The sequence below is a fragment of the Flavisericum labens genome (assembly GCF_045446075.1).
GTDB classification, from domain to species: Bacteria; Bacteroidota; Bacteroidia; order Flavobacteriales; family Flavobacteriaceae; genus Flavisericum; species Flavisericum labens.
Window position 1 is genome coordinate 61,500 of sequence record NZ_JBJJBQ010000002.1, and the last position, 21,214, is coordinate 82,713.

Here is a 21,214-nt window from a genome sequence, read left to right on the forward strand (position 1 = left end):
GTATTTTATTTAACGGCTTTAATTTTATTTAATTTTCTAATAATCCGTCATCTTTCCATTGTTGAATTAAGCTTTTCTCACTAGCCGACAAAGGACTATTAGGAGACGGAGGCATTGGGTTTGTTGAACTATTAATTCGGCTAATTATGTTATCAACATTATTTTTTACCTGAGCATAGGTGGTTAATGACATAGGTGCGTTATTTGTTGTCGGGCTGCCATGGCATTGTAAGCAGTTATTGCTTATAATGCTTTTTATATCTGCATCGTAGGTTACTTCATCCATAGGTGTTGGGTCTGGATCCGGTGTAGGAGTGGGGTCAGGGTCAGGTGTGTTATAATCGTCATCATTGCTACTACTGGAACAGTTAAATAATAATCCGCAAAGGATAAGTAAAAAAAGTATTCTTAAAGTTTTCATGTTTTAAAATTTTTAAATTATTAGTTTTCTTGGAATCCATCAGTTTCCCATTTTTCGATAATATCGATAGAGTTTTGAGGTAATTTAGGTCTTCCTAAAGGCATTTGTCCTCCCGGACCCTCACCATTAATTTTACTTATTAGGTTATTGTTTTGAATGGCAGATTTTACATTATCATAAGTAACCAACGATATACTGGCACCATTATTGGTTGGATTGCCATGGCAATCTAAACAGTTGTTATCTATAATTGGTTTTACATCATTAGTATAAGTAATAATTGTAGGTAAAGGGGTGGCATCTACCAAATCATCCTCGCTGGCGTTAGTACAATTGAAAAGTATTAAGGGTAAAAACAAGATTAAAATAAGATTTTTCATAGTATAAAGGGGGTTAAAATGTTCTACTTAGGTTAAAACCAAAATAAATATTGCCATCACTCCAGTCTCCGGAGCCTTGACCCAGAAAAGAATTGGTGTTCATGCCTTGTACGTTGGTAAAGTGCATTTGGAATACGTGCCCTCCAGTTTCTATATCAACACCAACAGACAATGGGTTTTTAAAAGGGGAGTTATCCGCTCTATTTAAATGCCACCCGTAATCTATGTTTAGCGACATACGTTTGCTTATTTTATAACGTCCTCCAATACCCAAAGCGTATTGTGAATTATCCTGTTCATTTATTACAACATAATTATCATGAAAGAAAGTTGGTGCTAACTCTATTGATAAATCACTGGTTATTTTTCTGGAAATTAGTACTTGTGCTGTATATCCTACTCGGTGCTTAAATTCCAGAAGCGGTAAATTATCTTTTTCATACCCTGTATTAACTAAAATAGAATTGTAACCCACTACCGTAAAAGGAAACCCATTATTTTTTTGTCTTACTATTCTATATTTAGCTGCTGCTTCGTAGATTTTTTGAAAAGAACTTCTGGAAAAACTAACGTTTAAACCATCAGAAATCCCGAAAATGAAATTTAGTCGCGTCACCGCATCATCTAACCCGAAAAAGCTGTCAACCCCATTTTTTAAACTTCCGAAGCGATGCGCAACAATAAACGTAAAATTGTTTTTAGCTACTAGTTTTGTTGACTCAAAATTTACAATTTTTAAGCCCTTAAACGTAGCATCAACATATTCTACTCCTGTTGAGTCAATATCGATTTCATCCAATAGGTCATCTTGCGAATAAGTTAATAAAGGAGTGAATAAAATAAAGAAAAGTAGGTGTTTCATATTAATTAATTTTGAGTAGTTGTTTTTATAGTTTTATAAATCGTTTAGTGTGGTTTAATGTTTCGGACCTGATACTAAGAAAATATAGCCCCTTGTTTAAGCTAGATATATCAATTGAATTTTCGATTTTTCCAATTGAAAAAACTTCTTGCCCTACCAAGTTGTAAACAGAAATCAATTCAGGGTTTACACCACTCGGAAGTTTTAAAAAGATTTGAGTTCTAGCAGGATTGGGTAAAATTGAAAAATCATTATTTGCAACTTCGTCAATACTCAATCCTTCTTCAACTGTAATAGTGCCTCTCATGGCAGGGTGTATGCCGCAAAAATAAGGGTTTGTGCCCACCAGGTCAAACTGATAGGAAAACGTAGAGCCGTTTCCCGTTAAGGTGCCACTGTCAAAACTTTCGGTACTTCCCGCTTCGCTTTCAACAGTATGCGGTTGGCTGTCTGTCCATGTCCATCTAACAATATCTCCAACAGTTATGGTTAAATCGACGTTACTGCCAACTCCTACCTCCCAGTTAAGATCGTGCGTGGTTTGCGCTTGAAGGCCAAGCGCAGTAAATACGAGTAATAGTAATGTTTTTTTCATTGCTTCTTTTGTTTTAGGAGTTAATTTATTATTAAACATTGGTCTAGTTTAATTTGCTCTAGCAAATCGTCGTAGCCAATAAACCGTCCTTTAATTGTGATTTGGGAATTTATTTTTAATGAGGTGTCCAGTTCATTTGAAAACTGACAGAACACCGTATTGTTTAAGGTGATACTGTTAATCGATGTTTCAGTTACCTCTCCCTTTATCTCTATGGTTCTGTTGAGGTATTTTGATTCAGATTGATTAGGGTTTACACTAAACTCATCGCGGATTTCTATAGCTGATAATGCATATGCAGCTTTTTCGGTTTTTATATTCCTATGTTTTTGGTATATGTAGTTATAGGCTAAAATGCCGATAATCACAATTACTATTAATGTACCCCACTTTTTCATTTTTTTAAAGTTTTTAAACTGCCCCAGTAGATTATTACTGGAGCAGTTTAGCTAGCTAACCAAAAATGTTACTTGCCTCAGAAAGTAATATTGATTTTTGAAATTTTTCTTCTTCATAAAAAGTATTTCTACTAGCTTAATTTTTTTCGAAGGTTATGGTGTCTGTACCGCCATTACCTCCACTTATATGGATTAATTGAATTTTTGTTGCACTGTGTGTAACTAACTCCCAGTCTTCAGTTAGGTCGTCATTAAACATGGCTGGTGATGCAAAGTATATGTTGAAATCAATATCATCACTACTAATGCTGTCGTCGTTACTGTTGCTATCATCAGTAATAGACCAAGTTCCGTTGTACGTTTTACTTCCATTACTTGCCGTTAATGTTCCATCTGAATTGAATGTGAAGCTATAACCTGTATAGTGGTTTGTTTCGTCTGCACCAGAATCCACAAAACTAGTTATTGTCCAACTGTTGGCTTGAATGGTGTTTTTTATTTCATTAATTTCAGTACTATTGTCATTTGTCATAATATCGTCATCATCATTGGAACAACTAAATGACATTAATGAGAAACATAGCATGATTAAAAACACATAAATAAATTTTGTTTTCATAGGTTTTAGTTTTTAGGGTTTGATTTTAATTACAATTATTTTCATATCTAATTCTATCGTCGCTTCCAACTCTCAGGTCTATTTTTGATTCAGAATATTGGGATATTTCATGTACAATCCAATCATTGTTGCAGTAGGGTAAATTCGGGATGTTTATTGTGATTATCATGTCTTGACCTGTACCTGAAAGTGACCAAGTACCATAATCTGTAACGCCCGCATAGTAAACCGAAATGGTTCCCTCAGTGCTAAAGTTAAAGGTGTAGCCTTTGTAATAATCATCGTAATCATTACCATAACGTTCAAGCTTATCAACTTGCCAGTCAGGACAGTTAACTAAATAATCAATAAGGTCGTTTTGATTACAATTATTGCAGTCGTCATCATTATAGTCGAAGTCATCATCTTCATCGCAAAAATCTTCATATTCATTAATGGTGTTTTCTAGTTCGATTAAATTGTTAACTGTTATTTCTGTGCCGTCCAAAAGGTTTATGGTTAAAGGGAAGTCTATGGTAACTAAATCGAAGCTATCAAGGTTTTTAATGAAATTGTATAAGGAATTGTCAGAATCTATAGTTACCGCATCAATTATTTCGTTGTTGGAATTATATAAAAAGGCAGTTATGGGGTATTTAAAATCCAGACACTCAATATCGTCATCAGCTTCATTTTCTCCATTACAATTACTGGCATAACTTACAAGTTCGCTGTAGCTGTTAATTGAAACTTCGGTAAAATTGTATAAGATTATTGTAATAGGAAAGGCAATGCTAATACTATCTATATCGTCGTCATTTTCGTCAAATATGTATTCAATTATTTTATAATCTTCTTCAGAGTTTATTGATATTTCTTGACCATTGGCTGTCACCGTAACGGGCAGTTTTATGCTGAAACAATTGGCAAAATCAATAATATTATCGTTAGAGCCATCTTTAGTAGATGTTTTTTGCATTAAATTAGCAACGATTGAGTTTGAGGTAAGAGCCTCTTCTTCGGGAGTTTCAATAATTTCGCTTTCTTCAGTTCTACAAGAAGTAAATGAAGTCCAAATTAATAAGTTAAGAAACAATATTATTATTTTATTCATGTCTGTAAAGCTTAAGGAGCCTTTTAATAATTAAACAACTATAGGCTAAAAACTCCTGAAATTTTTTAAAGTTTTTTTACATAACTTTAACCTGAAAAATAAGAACCTTGCCAAAAGAACTTAATAACAACATTTGCGAAGACAGGATTTTTGAGCATATTTATAATACATATGCACAAGACCTGCAAAACTTCTTACACTATAAGTATGGAGCGCAATATAGCCCAACTGACAAAGTGCAAGATGCCTTTATAAAACTATGGAACAATTGTGAAAAGGTAAGTTTAAATAAAGCCAAATCTTTTTTGTTTACTGTTGCGAATCATTTAATGTTAAATGAAATAAAACATCAAAAAGTGGTGTTAAAATATCATTTAGAAAAACCTAGAGGTTATAACAACGAAACGCCTGAGTTTCTTTTAGAAAAAGAACAATTTTTACAGCGTTACCAATATATATTGGAAAAATTAAGTAAAGAACAGCGAGTAGCTTTTTTACTTAATAAAGTTGAAGGAAAAAAACATAAAGAGATTGCTGAGTTTTTAGGGGTAACCCAAAAAGTTGTTGAATATAGAATATATAGTGCTTTTAGTATTTTAAAGAAAGAATTGGAAGGTTTTAAATTAAAATAGTGAGGAGATTTTATTTTTAAGTTGTTATATAATAAAGTTAAGGATAGATGGATAGAGAAAACTTAATAAAAAAATGGTTAAATGAGGAGCTTACTGTATCCGAAAAACAGATTTTCGATAAGCTAGATGATGCCTCCTTAAATAAATATATCATTGAGAATGCAAGTCATTTTAAAGCATCTCATTTTAACAAATTGGATGATTTTAATACATTTAAAGCTAGATATAGGTCTTCTGAAAATAGTGCAAATCGATTAAGTTGGTTTAAACCATTTTTAAAAATGGCCGGTGTTATTGTAATAGCATTAGGGGTTTGTTTTACATTTTTTTATAGCTCAACCACTTATATTGAAACTTTAGCTAGGGAAAAAACCTCTATAGAACTGCCTGATAAGTCCAAGATTGAGCTTAATGCCATGTCATCCATAGAATATAATGCTAAAGACTGGGCCAACAATAGGATCTTAAAATTGAAAGGAGAAGCCTATTTTAAGGTAGCTAAAGGGAAAGTTTTTGATGTTATAACCTCTAGTGGCACGGTGACAGTTATAGGTACTCAATTTAATGTAAAGCAGCGCTACAATTATTTTGAAGTTAAGTGTTTTGAAGGTGTCGTAAAAGTGGTCTCAGATACTATTGTTAGAAAGTTGTTGGCAGGAGATACCTACCAAATACTCAATGGTAAATTTAGCGAAGGAAATACTTTAAATGTGTCACCAAAATGGATGAATAATATGAGCGAGTTTAACGCCATTCCAATTAATGAGGTGTTATCTGAACTTGAAAGACAATACAGTATTGAAGTTGCTATTGAAAATACAGACGAAAACAGATTGTTTACAGGAGGATTTCCTCATGATAATCTTGAAAATGCCCTTAATGCTATAACTCAGCCAATGAATATAACCTACGAATTGAGTTCTTCAAACTTGGTAATTATTCATGGAAAGGAACTTTAGAGGCACAAATATAGTTTTCATTTTAGTATTTTTTGTTTTATGTAATACTTATGCGCAAGTTACTCATAAACAAGAATCGTTAGTTCAAGTGATAGACTCACTGCAAAAACAGTATAGGGTTCAATTTAACTATGCAGAAGATCTCGTTGAAAACGTTTTTGTAATACCTCCATCAAATGATTTGTCGCTCACGGAAGTCATGTTGTATCTTGAAACCAAAACAGGGTTGACATTTTTAAAAATGACCGAAACTATTGTGCTGATAAAACCCAAAGAGTTATTTTTTTGTGGTTACGTAAAGGATAAAAGTAATATGCAATCGTTGGCGGCGGCAACTGTTCAGGGAGTAAATAGTTCTACAATTACAGACGAAAAAGGTTATTTTCAAATTAAAATTGAAAATATAAATGAGGCCTTTACGGTACGGTTTTTAGGGTATAAAACCATAACAAAGTCTTTTAATGAGTTTATAAATCAAGAATGCGCAAATATTTATTTAACCCCTAATTTACAGTCATTGCCTAAGGTGGTGATTTCAAACTATATTACAAGTGGTATTAACAAAATAAGTGATGGTTCTTACGAAATAAACTTTTCTGATTTTGATATACTACCAGGGTTAATAGATAATGACGTTTTACAATCAGTTCAGGCATTCCCAGGAATACAAAGCATAAATGAAACGGTCTCAAACATTAATATTAGAGGCGGAACCCACGACCAAAATTTAATACTTTGGGACGGCATTAAAATGTATCAATCTGGTCATTTTTTTGGCTTGATATCTATGTACAATCCATATATTACAGAAAAAGTTTCATTGCGCAAAAATGGTAGTGATGCTAGTTTTACCGATGGTGTTTCTGGAACCATTATGATGCAAACAAATCATGCTATAAGTCATCAGTTTAAAGGAGTTATAGGTGCTAATTTAACAGATGTAAGTGGATTTGCAGATATACCAATTGGTAAATCTTCCTCTATACAAGTCGCCGCAAGAAAATCTATTAACGATTTTGTTGAAACGCCTACATACACCTCTTTTTTCGATAGAATTTCACAGAACACAGAGGTGGCGACAAACACCGCTACAATAACTAACACTAATGAGGATTTTAATTTTTATGATACCTCCTTGAGGTGGATTTATAAAATAAACGACAAGGAAGAATTGCGACTTAACTTCATTAATGTTCACAATCAACTTCAGTTCAATGAAAATGCTACAATAGATGGTGATATTGAATCGCGAGAGAGTAATTTAACTCAAAATAGCATCGCAGGTGCGTTGCATTATAACCGCATTTGGAATAAGAAATTGAATTCTAAAATTGAAGTTTACGAAACCGATTATAAATTAAAGGCTATTAATGCAAATCTGTTGGATTCACAGCGATTTTTACAGGAGAATATTGTTTCTGAAACAGGAATGAAGCTTAAAACGAGGTATAAATTAACCAATCATTTAGAGTTTTTGGGCGGTTATCATTTTGTTGAAACCGAAGTTACTAATCTCGATGATGTTGATGTTCCTTTGTTTAGGGTGCTTATTTCAGAAGTATTGAGAACTCATGGTGTTTTTTCGCAATTAGAGCTTTTGTCTTTAAGCAAAAATACCAATTTAAACCTGGGTCTTAGGTACAATTATATTGATAAGTTTAAAAAGTCGATTTGGGAACCCCGATTAAGTATTAGCCATAAGTTTCTTAATCATTTTTCAATAGAACTGCTCGGTGAGTTTAAGAACCAAAACACATCGCAGGTTATTAACTTTCAAAATGATTTTCTTGGAATAGAAAAACGAAGGTGGCAACTATCTAATAATCAAGATATCCCTATCTTAAGAAGCAAGCAAATATCTTTTGGGTTAAATTATAGTAACAAAGGTTGGTTGGCTGGTTTAGATGGGTTTTATAAGCTGGTCGACGGTATTACAAGTCAAAGCCAAGGTTTTCAAAACCAATATGAATTTTTAAAGACCATTGGAAGTTATGATGCTATTGGTTTTGATTTTTTACTTCGTAAGCATCTTAATAATTTTAATACATGGCTAAGCTATTCATACATTGATAATAGGTATTTATTTAAAACCTTAGAAGATGATTACTTTCCGAGTAATTATAATGTTGTTCACACTGTGACTTTTGGCTTAACCTATGCCTTATCCAATTTAAAAATTTCTACTGGTTTCAATTGGCATTCAGGTAAGCCAACAACATTACCTCAAATGGGTAATGAAATAGTAAATAACCAAATTAACTACCAAGCCACTAACGACGCAAATTTAAAAGATTATATGCGTTTAGATGTTTCGGCTATTTACAAGTTTAAATTGAGTGGTAAAGCAAAAGCAAAGGTTGGTATGTCAATCTGGAATGTTTTGGGCAATAAAAATGAGCTCAATAACTTTTACAGGTTAAGTGGTGATGGTGTTATTGAAACCAAACAATACTCACTAGAAATAACGCCTAATGCGGTCATTAGGATTCATTTTTAACTTAAAGTTCTATTTTCGCATTTTGAGTTTTTATAAAATCTAAATGTTCTTCAATTTTAAATTCTGAAGAATGGAATTTAGTGCTTCTGGTTTTTGCCTGCTCTTGGCGAGCAATACTTCTGGCATAACGTCTTACGCTTTGTACATTATCCAATATTAAGCCAGGAACAGGTACATTTTTGCCGTTTTCGTCTTTGGCAACCATGGTGAAGTAAGATGAATTGCAATGTTTTACATCTCCAGTTTGAACGTTTTCAGATTCAATGCGCAATCCAACTACCATAGAGGTTCTGCCCGTATAATTAATGGATGCTTTTAAAGTGACCAATTCGCCAACTTCTATGGGGTTTAGAAAATCAACACGATTTACCGATGCCGTTACACAATAATTCCTGGAATGTTTTGAGGCGCAAGCAAAGGCTATTTGGTCCATTAAATTTAAAATATGTCCTCCATGGATTTTTCCGCTAAAATTGGAGTGTGAAGGCAGCATTAATTGTGTTATTGTTACTTGTGATTCTTTGGCGTGTTTAAACATAATATTAGGGTGAAATTTTATTCTTCTTCTTGAGATCGTTTTATAATAGCTTCGGGCAACGATTTTTTAGCTTTCGCTCCCATCTTTTTAAGTTTTTCAACGCTTCTTACTATATTACCTCGGCCTATAACCAATTTGTTCATGGCCGCAGAATAGTCGCTTTTGGCAGCATCAATTTTCTTTCCAACACCAGTTAAGTCAATAACTAAACCTTCAAATTTGTCGTATAAGGCACCGGCTTGTCGTGCAATTTCAATAGCGTTTCGTTGTTGTTTTTCATTATTCCACATGGTATCTATTGTACGTAAAGTTGCCAAAAGAGTGGAAGGTGTAACAATGACAATATTCTTTTCAAAAGCTTTGTTGTAAATGGAATTATCTTCGTTTACCACAACTGCAAAAGCAGGCTCTATGGGGATAAACATCAAAACAAAGTCGGGCGATTCTATATCATATAAATCCTGATAGCTTTTTTGAGATAGTTGATCCACATGTTTTTTTACAGAATTAACGTGCGCTTTTAGAAACTGGGCTTTTTCTTCATCTTCGGCGTTTACCAAACGTTCGTAATCGGTAAGTGATACTTTCGAGTCAATAATCATTATTTTACCATCAGGAAGATGCAATACCACGTCGGGCAAAACACGCGAACCATTTTCCAGAGTGAAGCTCTGCTGGACAAAATACTCACGGTCTTTTTCTAACCCCGATTTTTCAAGGACTCGCTCCAATACCAATTCGCCCCAATTACCTTGCATTTTGCTATCGCCTTTTAAAGCACGCGTAAGGTTAGTGGCTTCTTTGGTCATTTGTTGGTTGAGGTCTTTAAGCCCCAATAACTGCTCCTTTAAGGCTGAATGCATACTGATACTTTCCTTTTGGGTAAGATCCACTTTTTCTTCAAAAGTCTTTATTTTTTCTTGAAGCGGATTCAGTATGTTTTTGATGTTTTCTTTGTTCTGCTCGGTAAACTTACTCGTTTTTTCATCAAGGATTTTATTGGCTAAAAGTTCAAAATCTTTTCGTAATTGCTCTTGGCGTTGTTCCAGTTCTTTATCGCGTTGCAAATTTAATTGCTTAAGGTTTTCGTATTCTGCATTACGTGTGGCCAATTCAGAATTCAACAAGTCTTTTTCACGACGAATTTCTTCTCTTTCAGATTCAATTTTGCTCAAATTTTGTTTGAGATCATCAATGGTTAATCTCATTTGATTTTGACGTTCTTCAAGTGTACTTTTTTCACTTTTGCTCTTTAATTTAGTGAAAAGCATCCCTAAATAACCGCCAACGGCAGCCGAAATTAAAATTGATAGGATAAGAATAAGATTGTCGTTCATTCAGAAAAAATAATATCAAAGATAAATTTTTAGCCCATAATGAGTGCCACTATCCTAAATCAATTTGAAAAAGTTATTTACAATATTGAAGAATGTATTTCTATGTCGCTGTCTTTCCAAGCTTCATGGAATTCTTCTAGGGCTCCTTCAGCTTCACCTGATTTCCCTTGAAGTTTTAAACTTTTATATAAACCCATTAAGGCCCATCCGTTTTGTCTAAGAACTTCTAAATCTTCTTTAAAAATGCTCTCGGCAGCTTTATATTTTTTTGCTTTTAAAAGAACCGCTCCTAAATTTTGCCTCGGAGGAATATGCCAAGCGGAAGGTTCATTGTATATTAATAAGTCTTCCATTTTAACAGCTTTTTCTAAATGGGAGATGGCCGATTCTAAATCATTTTTTGCTGTGGCAATCTCCCCGGCAACGACTTCATAGGCCAGTTTTGCTATGGTAGTTCCAGAATCGAACCCAGTAGCAATTAGCGTTTCCATTTCTGGGTCTTTGATGAGTTTGTCAATGGCTTCAAGTTCTTCTTGTGCTTCTTTGATGTTGTTTTTTCTCGTAAAAGCAATGCCTCTGGCATAATGCCAAATAAGTTTTAAATGTTTTATCTCATCATTTGGTTTAGGGAATGTTAAAATGTCATTCCATTTGCCAAATCTAGTGTAAGCCAAAAGTGGGGTTGATGCAAAATTTTGTAAAAAATGAAGTTCTTTCATCTCGCCTACCGGTACTTTTTCAGCGGTTTTTTTCGCCGCCTCTATAGCAATATCGCTTGCCCCTAATAAACTCGATGCCGACCATAAAAAATGAATATTGTGTGGGTAATAGCCAAGCGGATACATACCTTGTGAATAACATTGTGAAATATAATCCTCATCGGCTAAAATGGCTTTTTGATTTACGGTTACGGCATCTTTATACCTGCCCACTCTAATATATATATGCGATGGCATGTGCACTATATGTCCTGCTGCAGGCATTAAACTTCCCAGTTTTTCAGCACTTGGCACAGCTAAGTCTGGCGTAGGCAATTCAACCATATGAATGTAGTAGTGGTGTGCTCCTGGGTGATTTGAATTTATTTTTATGGCTTGCTCTAGAGCATTTTTGGCCTCAGGAATATGAGGTGAGGGATTACCTTTCTTGTCCCAGTAATTCCAAGGAACGGTATTCATAACGGCTGCAGCGTAAAGTGTTAAAATATCTGCATCCGTTGAAAACGTTTCAGCAACTTCATCCATTGCAATCATGTATGCCATGTTTAATGAATCAACTTCTGTTTTCAAATTTGTAGAGTATCTTTGGGATAAAGCATTGATTAGAGCGCGCTCCTTTGTATTAGCCTTTGTGATTAAAGATTTGGCTTTTTCAATGGCCTCATTGTATTTGGTTTTGCGTTCATCGTCCGGAAATGGGTCATTGATATTAGGACCTAAAACATAGGCCTGACCCCAAAATGCCATGGCACAATTTGGGTCTAACCTTGCGGCTTCCATAAACGAGCGATGTGCTTCAGCATGATTAAAGGCATAGGTTAACCTTAACCCTTGATTAAAAAACTTTTGGGCCAATGTGTTATTCGTTGTTACTTTATAGCTATGGCTTCCTAAGTTCTCAAATAAAGGAGCGATTTGTTTTGTGGTATCAACATCGTTTAGCAAAAACTTGGCAGGAGTACAGCTCATGGAGTTCGCTCCAATTTTTTTTGAATAATCAATTGCTGTATCGGGTGATACTTTAAAAATAAGTGTAAATAAGACAACAATTGTGGTTATTAGAAAGGCAAGTTTAATTTTCATGATTTTAAAATTAAGTTATTAAAATAACCATAACCTTTAGTTGTCAATTCTAAGGAGATAAAATTGAAATAGCAAGCTTATTAGGTTGATATACAGGGGTGATAGCGGATATTAAAGATAGTGAATTTTTGGCAAAAGAATTTTATTTGCCTACTTTTTAACCCTAAAACTTCCTGTTTTATTATCAAAAGCAATTAAATCTTTAGGAAACAAATTTTCGAAAACGCCTGTTTCAATGAGTTTGCAAGGTTGGTTGGAAACCACTTGGTCGTTGCCCATAACAATTAATGTATCGCACAATTGAATAGCCAAATCAATTTCATGTGAAGAAAATAGAATGGTTTTATTAGTTTCCTGAGCCAGTTTTTGCAAGAGTTTTAAAATGTATGCTTTATGATACATATCGAGATGGGTGGTAGGTTCGTCAAGGACTATTAATTCGGTATCTTGAGCCAAAGCGCGGGCAATCATTACTTTTTGGAGTTGGCCGTCGCTTAGTTCAAAGCATTTTTTGTCTGTTAATGCTTCAATATTGGTTTGTTGCAAAGCATTTTTAACTATTGATATATCCTTTTCAGATAAATTTCCCACCCAATTAGTATAGGGTTGTCTGCCCAAAGCCACCAATTCAAAAACCGATAAATTTTTTGAGACTACTTGTTCGGTAAGTACTAAGCTTAAAACCTTGGCCAGTTTAAGGGGGGGATAGTGTGATGTATCTTTTCCATTGATGTAAATATATCCATCTAACGGATTTTGTACCTTGGTAAGCGTCCTTAAAAGTGTCGATTTTCCTATGCCATTGGCACCAATTAACCCGACAAGTTCTCCTTTTTTTAATTCAATATGGATGTTTGAAGCAACAACGGTCGTCTTCTTTTTGGACGTATAACCAACAGAAAGATTTTCGGTTTTTAAAATGATATGTTCTTCTTTTGGAGTCATTTAAAATATCATTTTACGTTTTCGGATTAATAGCCAAATAACTACTGGAGCTCCAACCAACGAAGTTATGGCGTTGATGGGCAAAGTGAAATCACTGCTTGGTAACTGGGCGATGCCATCGCAAATAAGCATAACAATGGCACCAAATAAAAAAACGGCCGGTAATAGCACTTTATGATTTGAAGTGTTAAAAACTTGCCTAGTGATGTGCGGAATGGCCAGGCCGATAAATGCAATAGGACCAGTAAAAGCCGTTATGGTTCCAGCTAGTAAACTAGTGGCTATAATGATGGTCAGCCGACTTTTTTGAATGTTGAGCCCTAAACTTTTGGCATAATTTTCACCCAACAATAATGAGTTTAAAGATTTTATTGAAATAACACTTACTGTAATGCCAATAGCAAAAATAAAGCATAAGATAGATAGGTCTTCCCAAGATAAATTACCTAGACTGCCAAAGCCCCAAAAAATGTACTGTTGTAATTGTTCGGCAGAACCAAAATAAGAAAGCACACTAACAATGGCCGCGGTGATACTGGCAAACATAAGCCCAATGATGAGAATAGCCATGGTGTCTCGCACTTTTATGGATACTGCCATAACCGCCAATAGCACTAAAAAACTTCCTGTACTCGCTGCAATAACAATACCCCACTTGGAAACAAAAAGTGTTGCAAAAATACCTCCAAAAAAGCTAGACCCCAAAATAACTAAAGCCACACCCAAACTAGCACCCGAGCTAATACCCAAAACAAAAGGACCGGCTAATGGATTTCTAAATAAGGTTTGCATAAGTAAACCAGAGATGCCAAGGCCAGAACCTACCATAATAGCAGTTAAAGCTTTTGGTAACCTGTAGTTTTTTACAATGTGGTGCCAGGTTTCAGGCTCTGTGGCGTTTCCAATCAAGCTATTGAAAATAACCTTTAACGGAATGGAAACTGAGCCTAAACTAATATTCACAAAAAAACAAACGGCCAGTATGAGCACTAAAAGAATAAAAGAAAGTCTGTATGTATTTGGCTTAGGCAATTATTTCAGGGGTTTAAAAAACTTAGGTTTGTAATTTTCAAGTAAACCAGGATGACAAATTTTAATAAGGTCTTTTAGTACCAAATCGGGTCGGGTCATACCCAATTCATAATATAGTACCCCACCAGAATCTCCTGTGGTGTTTGTGAATGAATATACTCGTTTGTTTTTAAAAGCATCAAACATGCTATGGTGTTCATTACCATTTTTTAAGGCTTGTAAACTGGAATAATTAGACGGGTTTACCCAAATATCTGCACTTTTAGCTTTCACAAAAACCGATTCAAAATTAAGTTTTAAACTGCCAGTCCCTTTTGAATTTTTCCATAAATAGTCAATTCCTGCATCTTTAAAAAGCTGGGCTTCGGTGCTGGTTCCGTTGGGTAAATACCAAACATCGTTATGCATGGCACCACTTAATGCGGTGGGCTTCTTTTTTAAGTTAGTAGCCAATTTTTTAGCTTTTAAATAATTGCTTTCAATATGGTTGAAAATAGAATCGGCTTCTTTTTCTTTGTTGTACAATGCGCCAAAGAACTTAATCCATTCGGCTTTTGCCAAAGGCGATTCTTCCACCCAATCGCCATTGAAAATTACTGGAACTCCTGATGTTTTAATGGTTTCGAGCGAACGGTTGTTACCATCAATACCAAAACCAATGACAACATTGGGGTTTAATTCCAACAAAACTTCAGTGTTTAGTCCTTCGTTTTTTCCTAGTTCCCTTATGGTTTTATTATTGACACGCTCTCTAAATTTTTTAGATGAAATATAATCAACACCCGGAAAACCAGCTAAAGTTTCTGTCTCTTCCAAGAGGTTTAATGCCGGAAGATGGGTGGTTGAAGTTACCACAATTTTTTTAACAGGAAGTTCAATGATGCCGTCAAAACGTCCTTTTTCGGTTGACCAAAATTTAGCATCATACCCCGATTTTAATAAAGCAAATCGGTAATTGGTTTTTGCCTCTGGCCAAGGTTTTTCTACTGTTAAGATTTTATATGTGCCAAAGTCTTTAACCGAAAACCCTTTGGCGTATTTTAGGTTCAAGTTGGTGGCTAAGATGTCTTCTTTCAATTGTTTGGACGGCTCGCTTTTACAACCATATCCTAACATTAAAATGATTATGTAAAGAAGAAAGTGCTTCATAAATGCCATGTAACAATAATAACGGTTTAATATACCGTGGTTGTTTAAATTTGGTTAAAATTATACCTATGCGAGACGGTTCAAATTTAACAATATATATAGTAGCTGGTGTTATAATCGCTCATTTTCTTATCGGATTTATTTACCTTATTTATAAAATGAACAAGAAAAAATAGATTAAATAGGAGCCACTTTTCATAAATAAATTACTTTTGTATCGATATTTGGTTCTGTACACTTCACGTGGACGGATTAAAAGGGAATCAAGTGAAAAGATTGATGATTTAAGGTTGATGATTAACGAATTAAAAATTCTAAAATCAAAAAATCAAAAATCGTTACTCTTCATTCTTGAACTGTTCCCGCAACTGTAAGTTCATGCTGAATTCATTTCAGCACCTCGTTAAGAGGATGTTATTAACTACAATACCACTGGCCAAGTGCTGGGAAGGTGAAGTAACATAAAAACAAGTCAGGAGACCTGCCATTTTCAAAACAAATAAGTTGAACTTTCGGGATAAAAGTTTACGTATGAAATCCATGCGATTCCGAGTAATTTTTTAATTTAAATGAACAAAAAAACAAGTCTTTTAGGCATGCTGTGTATGTCTATGGTTGGGTTTGCTCAAAATCAGGCAGATTCAACAAAAGTAGAACAACTGGATGAAGTTGTTATTTCAGATTCACGTTTTGAGCTAAAACGTGAAAATTCGGGTAAAACAGTCATTAAAATTTCCAGCAAGGAAATTGAAAACAATCAAGGGCGTACCATTTCAGAATTAATAAATACCAAAAGTGGTATTGAAATTAATGGAAGCCGAAGTACAGATGGCCAAAATTTAGGAAATTATGTGCGAGGCGGTAACAATCGCCAAGTTTTGGTTTTAATTGATGGTGTACAGGTAAATGACCCATCGGTTGTGTCCAGCGATTTTGATTTGAGATTATTGGATTTGAATACTGTTGAATTCATAGAGATCATAAAAGGTGCGGCCAGTACGCTTTATGGAAATGCCGCAGCAACCGCCGTTATAAATATTGTTACAAAAAAAGCTTCTAATAAAAATATATCGGCTAGTTTTTTAACGGTTGTTGGCACCAATCAAGCACAAGACGACCAAAATTATAATGGTTCTAATGTTACAAATAGTGTTACCGTTAATGGTAGTTTAAATAGGTTTAATTACGTAGCTAGTTTTGCTAATAGGTATGTCGATGGACTTTCGGCAGCAAAATCAGATGACCCAGAGAAAGACCCATTTTCGCGTAACAACACCCGTGTAAAGTTGGGGTATGAATTCAGTAAATCTTTTGAGTTGAGTGCTTTTGCAAGCTACGATAATTTAAGAACCGATATCGATGGATTTCCACCACCAAATTATACCCTTGCAGATACCGATGATATATACAAGGCTCAGCAAAAAAGAGTTGGTGTTTCTCCACGGTATAAATATAAAAATGGGAGTTTTCAAGTTAATGCGGCCTACACTAAAATAGACCGAGAAACCATTTCAGATTTTAGTGCCGTTAACGAAGGAGAGAACTATTTGGTTGATGCATACAACAAATATATTTTTAACGAAACGTTTCACACCGTTGTTGGTTTAAATTATGGAGAATACAAAAGTGTTTTTGCCAATGATGAAAGTTTCAGTAACACCGACCCCTATTTGAATGTCGTTTATATTTCTGATTTTGGATTAAATATTAATGTAGGAGGAAGACTGAACAATCACAGCGAGTATGGTTCTCATTTTGTTTATAGTTTGAATCCATCGTATAGTATTCCTGTTGAAATGGGTTATGCCAAGGTTTTTGGGTCGTATGCGACTTCGTTTATTGCGCCTAACTTATCGCAGTTGTTCGGCTTTTTTGGAGCAAACCCAGATTTAGAACCTGAGGAAAACAAAACGATTGAAGTTGGCTTAGAATACAATACTAAAAGTGGTTTTCGAGTAAACGGATTATTTTTCAATAGAAAAGAAGAGAATACCGTTGTTTATACCACAGCTTATGAAAATACTACAACGGATGCTACGGTGCAAGGTTTGGAAGCTGAAGCTGAAATGAACTTGGTTGAAAACCTATCGATTAATGTCAATTATACCTTTACAGAGTTAAAGGATGGTGTTCGCCTTAGAGTACCCAAGCATAAAGCGAATGCTAGTATAGGATATGATTTTTGTGAGAACACCTTTGCTTCTTTGAACTATCAATATGTAGGTAGTAGAACCGATACTAACTTTGCGACCTATATGAACGAGGAATTAGGTGCTTTTTCTTTAGTGGATTTGTATTTCAGCCAAAAATTAATTGACCAAAAGGTAAAGCTGTTTGCAAGTGTAACCAATTTACTAAACGAAGATTATTTTGAAATTTTGGGTTATACTACCAAAGGACGAAACGTAAACTTAGGTTTGAATATTAATTTGTAGAACAAATTAACATCTCCAATCTTCCCACTTATTTTAAATGCCTCCTTTAATGGGGGCATTTTTATATAGGAATTAAATCGCAATACCAAATACCATATTTTTCAGATTTACAAACGGAATCATCGGTATTAGGATTATCGTATTCTCGGTACACTTTTTCGCCGATGGCAAAATTTATTGGATTTTTAAAAATAGGCCCATCAAAACAAAAGGTATGGAATTCACCGTTTTCACCACAAGGGTCAACACCTTCGGGAAGGTTTTCAATGAAGTTTTCATCAATTACGGTTCCTACAAAATCTTCATCAAAATATTTTGAGTTGGCACAAACTACAATGGTCTTAAAACCCAAGTCTAAAAACTCGTTTAGTAATTCTTTGGTATTTCGTTTCCAAATGGGAAAAACGGCTTTCAACCCCACTTTTGCTAATTGGTTTTCGCGGTACTCCTTAAGGTCTTCTAAAAAAATATCGCCAAAGGCGGAGTGGGTAAACCCTTCACTTTTTAGTTTGGAGACGGTTTGGTTCATTATGCTTTCATAATCTTCCATGCTTGGCATTTCGGGCAATTCTATTAAACTAGCGGGAATATTTATTGCTTTAGTTTGGGCAAGCAACAGGTCTTTCCTTAGTCCATGCATGGAAACGCGATTGTAATGGCTGTTTACTGTGGTTGCCAATTCGTCTACCAAAAAGTTTTCGTTTTGAAGCAAATGGTAAAGTGCCAAGGCAGAATCTTTGCCCGAGCTCCAGTTGAAGTAGGTTTTATGTTTATTCAAAAACAGGACGTTTTAAGAGGTCAGAAATATTTTTATTTATATACATACCAGTTTCAAAGGGTTCAAAATCTTCACTGCCATGGGTTACTTCCAAATATTCCGTTTTTTTATTTATGGAGCGCCCGGCCCCAGTTATATCTGCTATAGCTTCTGCTAAAAGTGGTTCGTTTTGATTACCTAATATGCCCATATTGTTATTTTGTTCGCCTAATATAATATCTGGAGTAAGTCCGTCAAAATAATCAGTATCCCCATTGACATTTAGTGATTTAAATATTAAAGGTTGCATAGCATAGGCATGACTTGGGTTGGCGCCTTCTCGCCTAAAATTAGGAGAATCGTACAGTGTCGTTGAAGCTTGATATTTACCGGCCGTGGCGGTTCCTATTTGAACCACGTCAATGTAAGGTTTTAACGAGTTAATAACCAGTTCACTAGCTGAAGCACTTCTCCCGGATGTTAAAATATATACTTTTGAAAGATTAAGGCTATTTAGTGGCGCGCCCTCATTATTGTCAATAAACCGATTGATTAGCAACTCGGGATCTTCATTTTCATAGGCTTCTTGAAACTCATCGTTCCACTGTTCGGTACTAAATACATCACCTGTAAATTGACCGGTAATTAAGCTGGAAAGCACAATAGCGGTGTAAACGGAACCACCAGGGTTGTAGCGTAAATCTAAAACCAAATCTGTAGCCCCGGCATTTTTAAAATTACCGAAAACATCGTTCAACTCTGCGTTGAATTGTTCAGTTCCTGTAAAGCCGTTGTACATTAAATAAGCTATTTTCGATGTATTAACATTCAAAACATCACTCACTAAAATGGGGTTTTCGGTATATTGTACTTTGGTTAAAGCAATGGCTTCTGAAGTTGTATCTATTGAATCGTCACTCAATTCTTCGGTGCCATTTGTGTTGTAGGTTCCCAAATTAATGGTATAGCTGTTTTGACTTAAAAGCTGTGAAGCATTAGTTGTTGTTAGTTGGTTTCCGTCTATCCCGTAAAAAATATCGCCCCGCTCTATTCCCTGGGTTTCGGCACTGGTACCTGGTAATACGTGGGTAACTACGCCATATCTGTTGGTGCTGGTTGATGAAAATCTAAAAAGTTGATACTCCATACCATTGCTACTAAGTACGCCGTCAAAAAATTGTTCTAAAGCGATGTAGTCATCAACAATCCAACTAAAGCGGTCTACATTTTCTCTATCGTAAATCAAGCTTTCAAACAGGTTTTCCGGCCATTGAAATCCGCTTAAATAGTTATTGTATTCTGCATCGCTCGAAAATCGGTTATTGGCCAAATCTGGCACATCGGCTTTATATAAATAAAAGAGGTTCATGCCTCGCCAAACAAAATCGTTTATTTCTTCTGTTGAAATAGGTGCATCGTCTTGGTCTTCAAAACAACTTACAGAAACAAATAATACGACAAAAAGAAGAATTAGGGTTTTAAAGTTTTTCATATAACAGTTTAAAATATGTAGTCTAAAAAACTCTAAAATTACTTACATTATTGTTCAATAAAAAATTAAAATACACTCTTAAATTTTCAATTTAAGTTTCAGTTGAAGTTGTCATTCCCGTGAAAACGGGAATCTATGGCTCATAAACACTAATAATTTAATGTTTTGTGGTAATAAATTTATGTGGTATGTAACAAAACAGAAAGTGGTTCGTCGTAATATCAAATAGCCGTAACTAAGCTATTTTAATAAAACCAAACCAAAAAATGACTCAAACTGAGTTTTTAAATATTGTTTTGCCTTTTAAAGATAAGGTGTTCCGGCTGGCCAAACGCTTGTTGGTTTCCAACGAGGAAGCTGAAGATGCTACGCAGGAAGTTTTGTTGAAATTATGGAAAAACAAGAAAAAGATTCAAGAATATAAAAATGTAGAAGCTTTTTCGATGACGATGACAAAGAATTACTGTTTCGATAAATTAAAATCGAAGCAAGCTCAAAATTTAAAATTGGTACACAGTAATTACGAAGACAAACAAACGGCATTACAAAAACAGGTTGAGCTAAATGATAGTGTAAACTGGGTAGCCAAAATAATAGAAGAGTTACCCGAACAACAGCGTATGATTATTCAATTACGAGATATTGAAGAATATGATTATGACGAGATTGCAAAAATGCTGGATATGAACCAAACGGCAATTCGAGTAGCATTATCGAGAGCACGAAAAACGATAAGAGAAAAATTAACTAAAACACACAATTATGGTGTTAGATAATATAGAAAATCTAATTGAAAAGTACGAGAGCGGCGAAACCACGCTAAAGGAAGAGCAAGTGTTGAAAAACTATTTTGCAAGTGACACTGTTGCACCCCATTTAGAAGTTTACAAGCCCATGTTCGCGTATTTTTCGGTAAACCAACAAGAACAGTTTACTAAAGACATTCCATTAAAAACCACACGTAAATATGATTACAAATGGATTAGTGTCGCAGCCGTAGCCGTAATCATGTTGGGGGTTTTTATAAGTAAATCGTCAAATAGTGACAATTTAGGAACCTATGAAGACCCAGAATTAGCCTTCAATGAATTTTCAAAATCTATGGAAATGATTTCTGAAAAATTTAACCAAGGCGCTTCAACCGTTGGATATTTAAATGAAGTTAATAAAGGTACTTCAACATTAGGTTATCTTAACGAGATTGAAAACACAACAAGTATCATTTTTAAAAACTAGAGCATTAAAAAAAATAATGAAATTATTAAATCACT

At 34.7% G+C, this 21,214-nt stretch carries 21 protein-coding genes and 1 riboswitch; of the genes, 6 read left to right on the forward strand and 15 right to left on the reverse strand.

From position 1 onward, the window contains the following. Nucleotides 1-28: 28 nt before the first annotated feature. From ACIEHO_RS03765 to ACIEHO_RS03795, 7 genes are all read right to left on the reverse strand, one after another. On the reverse strand, nucleotides 29-421 hold the full coding sequence (locus ACIEHO_RS03765) for a hypothetical protein (protein ID WP_406968819.1): 393 nt from the start codon (nucleotides 419-421) through the stop codon (nucleotides 29-31). Between the two features lie 20 nt (nucleotides 422-441). After that, complete coding sequence (locus ACIEHO_RS03770) at nucleotides 442-801, reverse strand: hypothetical protein (RefSeq protein WP_406968821.1); 360 nt, start codon at nucleotides 799-801, stop codon at nucleotides 442-444. Between the two features lie 13 nt (nucleotides 802-814). Next, nucleotides 815-1,663 carry a DUF5777 family beta-barrel protein gene (locus ACIEHO_RS03775; protein ID WP_406968823.1) on the reverse strand — a complete coding sequence of 283 codons (849 nt, stop codon included), beginning with the start codon at nucleotides 1,661-1,663 and terminating at the stop codon, nucleotides 815-817. Between the two features lie 25 nt (nucleotides 1,664-1,688). Beyond that, nucleotides 1,689-2,258, reverse strand: coding sequence for a T9SS type A sorting domain-containing protein (locus ACIEHO_RS03780; RefSeq protein WP_406968825.1), 570 nt, complete (start codon nucleotides 2,256-2,258; stop codon nucleotides 1,689-1,691). 20 nt (nucleotides 2,259-2,278) lie between these two features. Next, the gene (locus ACIEHO_RS03785) at nucleotides 2,279-2,656 is read right to left on the reverse strand and encodes an OB-fold protein (RefSeq protein WP_406968827.1); all 378 of its coding nucleotides are present in this window, start codon (nucleotides 2,654-2,656) and stop codon (nucleotides 2,279-2,281) included. Nucleotides 2,657-2,792: 136 nt separating this feature from the next. Next, nucleotides 2,793-3,275, reverse strand: coding sequence for a hypothetical protein (locus ACIEHO_RS03790; protein ID WP_406968829.1), 483 nt, complete (start codon nucleotides 3,273-3,275; stop codon nucleotides 2,793-2,795). A gap of 25 nt (nucleotides 3,276-3,300) precedes the next feature. Continuing rightward, nucleotides 3,301-4,368, reverse strand: coding sequence for a hypothetical protein (locus ACIEHO_RS03795; RefSeq protein WP_406968831.1), 1,068 nt, complete (start codon nucleotides 4,366-4,368; stop codon nucleotides 3,301-3,303). Between the two features lie 107 nt (nucleotides 4,369-4,475). Between ACIEHO_RS03795 and ACIEHO_RS03800 the strand changes: the two genes are divergently transcribed. From ACIEHO_RS03800 to ACIEHO_RS03810, 3 genes are read left to right on the forward strand one after another with little or no spacing between them, the layout of a single operon-like run. Continuing rightward, the gene (locus ACIEHO_RS03800) at nucleotides 4,476-5,000 is read left to right on the forward strand and encodes an RNA polymerase sigma factor (RefSeq protein ID WP_406968833.1); all 525 of its coding nucleotides are present in this window, start codon (nucleotides 4,476-4,478) and stop codon (nucleotides 4,998-5,000) included. 47 nt (nucleotides 5,001-5,047) lie between these two features. Continuing rightward, nucleotides 5,048-5,959 carry a FecR family protein gene (locus ACIEHO_RS03805; RefSeq protein ID WP_406968835.1) on the forward strand — a complete coding sequence of 304 codons (912 nt, stop codon included), beginning with the start codon at nucleotides 5,048-5,050 and terminating at the stop codon, nucleotides 5,957-5,959. After that, nucleotides 5,943-8,456 (forward strand): TonB-dependent receptor, encoded by a 2,514-nt coding sequence (locus tag ACIEHO_RS03810; RefSeq protein ID WP_406968837.1) that lies wholly within the window; start codon nucleotides 5,943-5,945, stop codon nucleotides 8,454-8,456. The genes ACIEHO_RS03805 and ACIEHO_RS03810 overlap by 17 nt, the downstream gene beginning before the upstream one ends. 1 nt (nucleotide 8,457) lies before the next feature. On the opposite strand, the gene ACIEHO_RS03815 is transcribed toward ACIEHO_RS03810, so the two are convergent. From ACIEHO_RS03815 to ACIEHO_RS03840, 6 genes are all read right to left on the reverse strand, one after another. Then, nucleotides 8,458-8,994 (reverse strand): acyl-CoA thioesterase, encoded by a 537-nt coding sequence (locus ACIEHO_RS03815; protein ID WP_406968839.1) that lies wholly within the window; start codon nucleotides 8,992-8,994, stop codon nucleotides 8,458-8,460. 17 nt (nucleotides 8,995-9,011) lie between these two features. Beyond that, nucleotides 9,012-10,331, reverse strand: coding sequence for a DNA recombination protein RmuC (locus ACIEHO_RS03820; RefSeq protein ID WP_406968841.1), 1,320 nt, complete (start codon nucleotides 10,329-10,331; stop codon nucleotides 9,012-9,014). Nucleotides 10,332-10,408: 77 nt separating this feature from the next. Then, a complete protein-coding gene (locus ACIEHO_RS03825; RefSeq protein ID WP_406968843.1) occupies nucleotides 10,409-12,133 on the reverse strand; it encodes a tetratricopeptide repeat protein in 1,725 nt (574 codons plus the stop codon). Between the two features lie 150 nt (nucleotides 12,134-12,283). Further along, nucleotides 12,284-13,078 (reverse strand): ABC transporter ATP-binding protein, encoded by a 795-nt coding sequence (locus tag ACIEHO_RS03830; protein ID WP_406968845.1) that lies wholly within the window; start codon nucleotides 13,076-13,078, stop codon nucleotides 12,284-12,286. Further along, the gene (locus ACIEHO_RS03835; protein WP_406968847.1) at nucleotides 13,079-14,110 is read right to left on the reverse strand and encodes a FecCD family ABC transporter permease; all 1,032 of its coding nucleotides are present in this window, start codon (nucleotides 14,108-14,110) and stop codon (nucleotides 13,079-13,081) included. Continuing rightward, on the reverse strand, nucleotides 14,111-15,259 hold the full coding sequence (locus tag ACIEHO_RS03840; RefSeq protein ID WP_406968849.1) for an ABC transporter substrate-binding protein: 1,149 nt from the start codon (nucleotides 15,257-15,259) through the stop codon (nucleotides 14,111-14,113). A gap of 208 nt (nucleotides 15,260-15,467) precedes the next feature. Continuing rightward, nucleotides 15,468-15,762, forward strand: a riboswitch (cobalamin riboswitch). Nucleotides 15,763-15,828: 66 nt separating this feature from the next. Here ACIEHO_RS03840 and ACIEHO_RS03845 point away from each other — a divergent pair. Then, entirely contained in the window at nucleotides 15,829-17,694 is a 1,866-nt protein-coding gene (locus tag ACIEHO_RS03845) for a TonB-dependent receptor plug domain-containing protein (RefSeq protein WP_406968851.1), read from the forward strand. A gap of 61 nt (nucleotides 17,695-17,755) precedes the next feature. Here ACIEHO_RS03845 and ACIEHO_RS03850 read toward each other — a convergent pair whose 3' ends face one another. Both ACIEHO_RS03850 and ACIEHO_RS03855 read right to left on the reverse strand, forming a co-directional pair. Next, nucleotides 17,756-18,472: a Dph6-related ATP pyrophosphatase gene (locus tag ACIEHO_RS03850; RefSeq protein ID WP_406968853.1), complete on the reverse strand. Its 717-nt coding sequence runs from the start codon at nucleotides 18,470-18,472 to the stop codon at nucleotides 17,756-17,758. Then, a complete protein-coding gene (locus tag ACIEHO_RS03855) occupies nucleotides 18,465-19,943 on the reverse strand; it encodes a S41 family peptidase (RefSeq protein ID WP_406968855.1) in 1,479 nt (492 codons plus the stop codon). The genes ACIEHO_RS03850 and ACIEHO_RS03855 overlap by 8 nt, the downstream gene beginning before the upstream one ends. Before the next feature lie 266 nt (nucleotides 19,944-20,209). On the opposite strand from ACIEHO_RS03855, the gene ACIEHO_RS03860 reads away from it, so the two are divergent. Both ACIEHO_RS03860 and ACIEHO_RS03865 read left to right on the forward strand, forming a co-directional pair. Continuing rightward, nucleotides 20,210-20,719 (forward strand): RNA polymerase sigma factor, encoded by a 510-nt coding sequence (locus ACIEHO_RS03860; protein WP_406968857.1) that lies wholly within the window; start codon nucleotides 20,210-20,212, stop codon nucleotides 20,717-20,719. Next, nucleotides 20,706-21,179, forward strand: coding sequence for a hypothetical protein (locus ACIEHO_RS03865; protein WP_406968859.1), 474 nt, complete (start codon nucleotides 20,706-20,708; stop codon nucleotides 21,177-21,179). Before ACIEHO_RS03860 ends, ACIEHO_RS03865 begins: the two co-directional genes overlap by 14 nt. The last annotated feature ends 35 nt before the right edge of the window (nucleotides 21,180-21,214 follow it).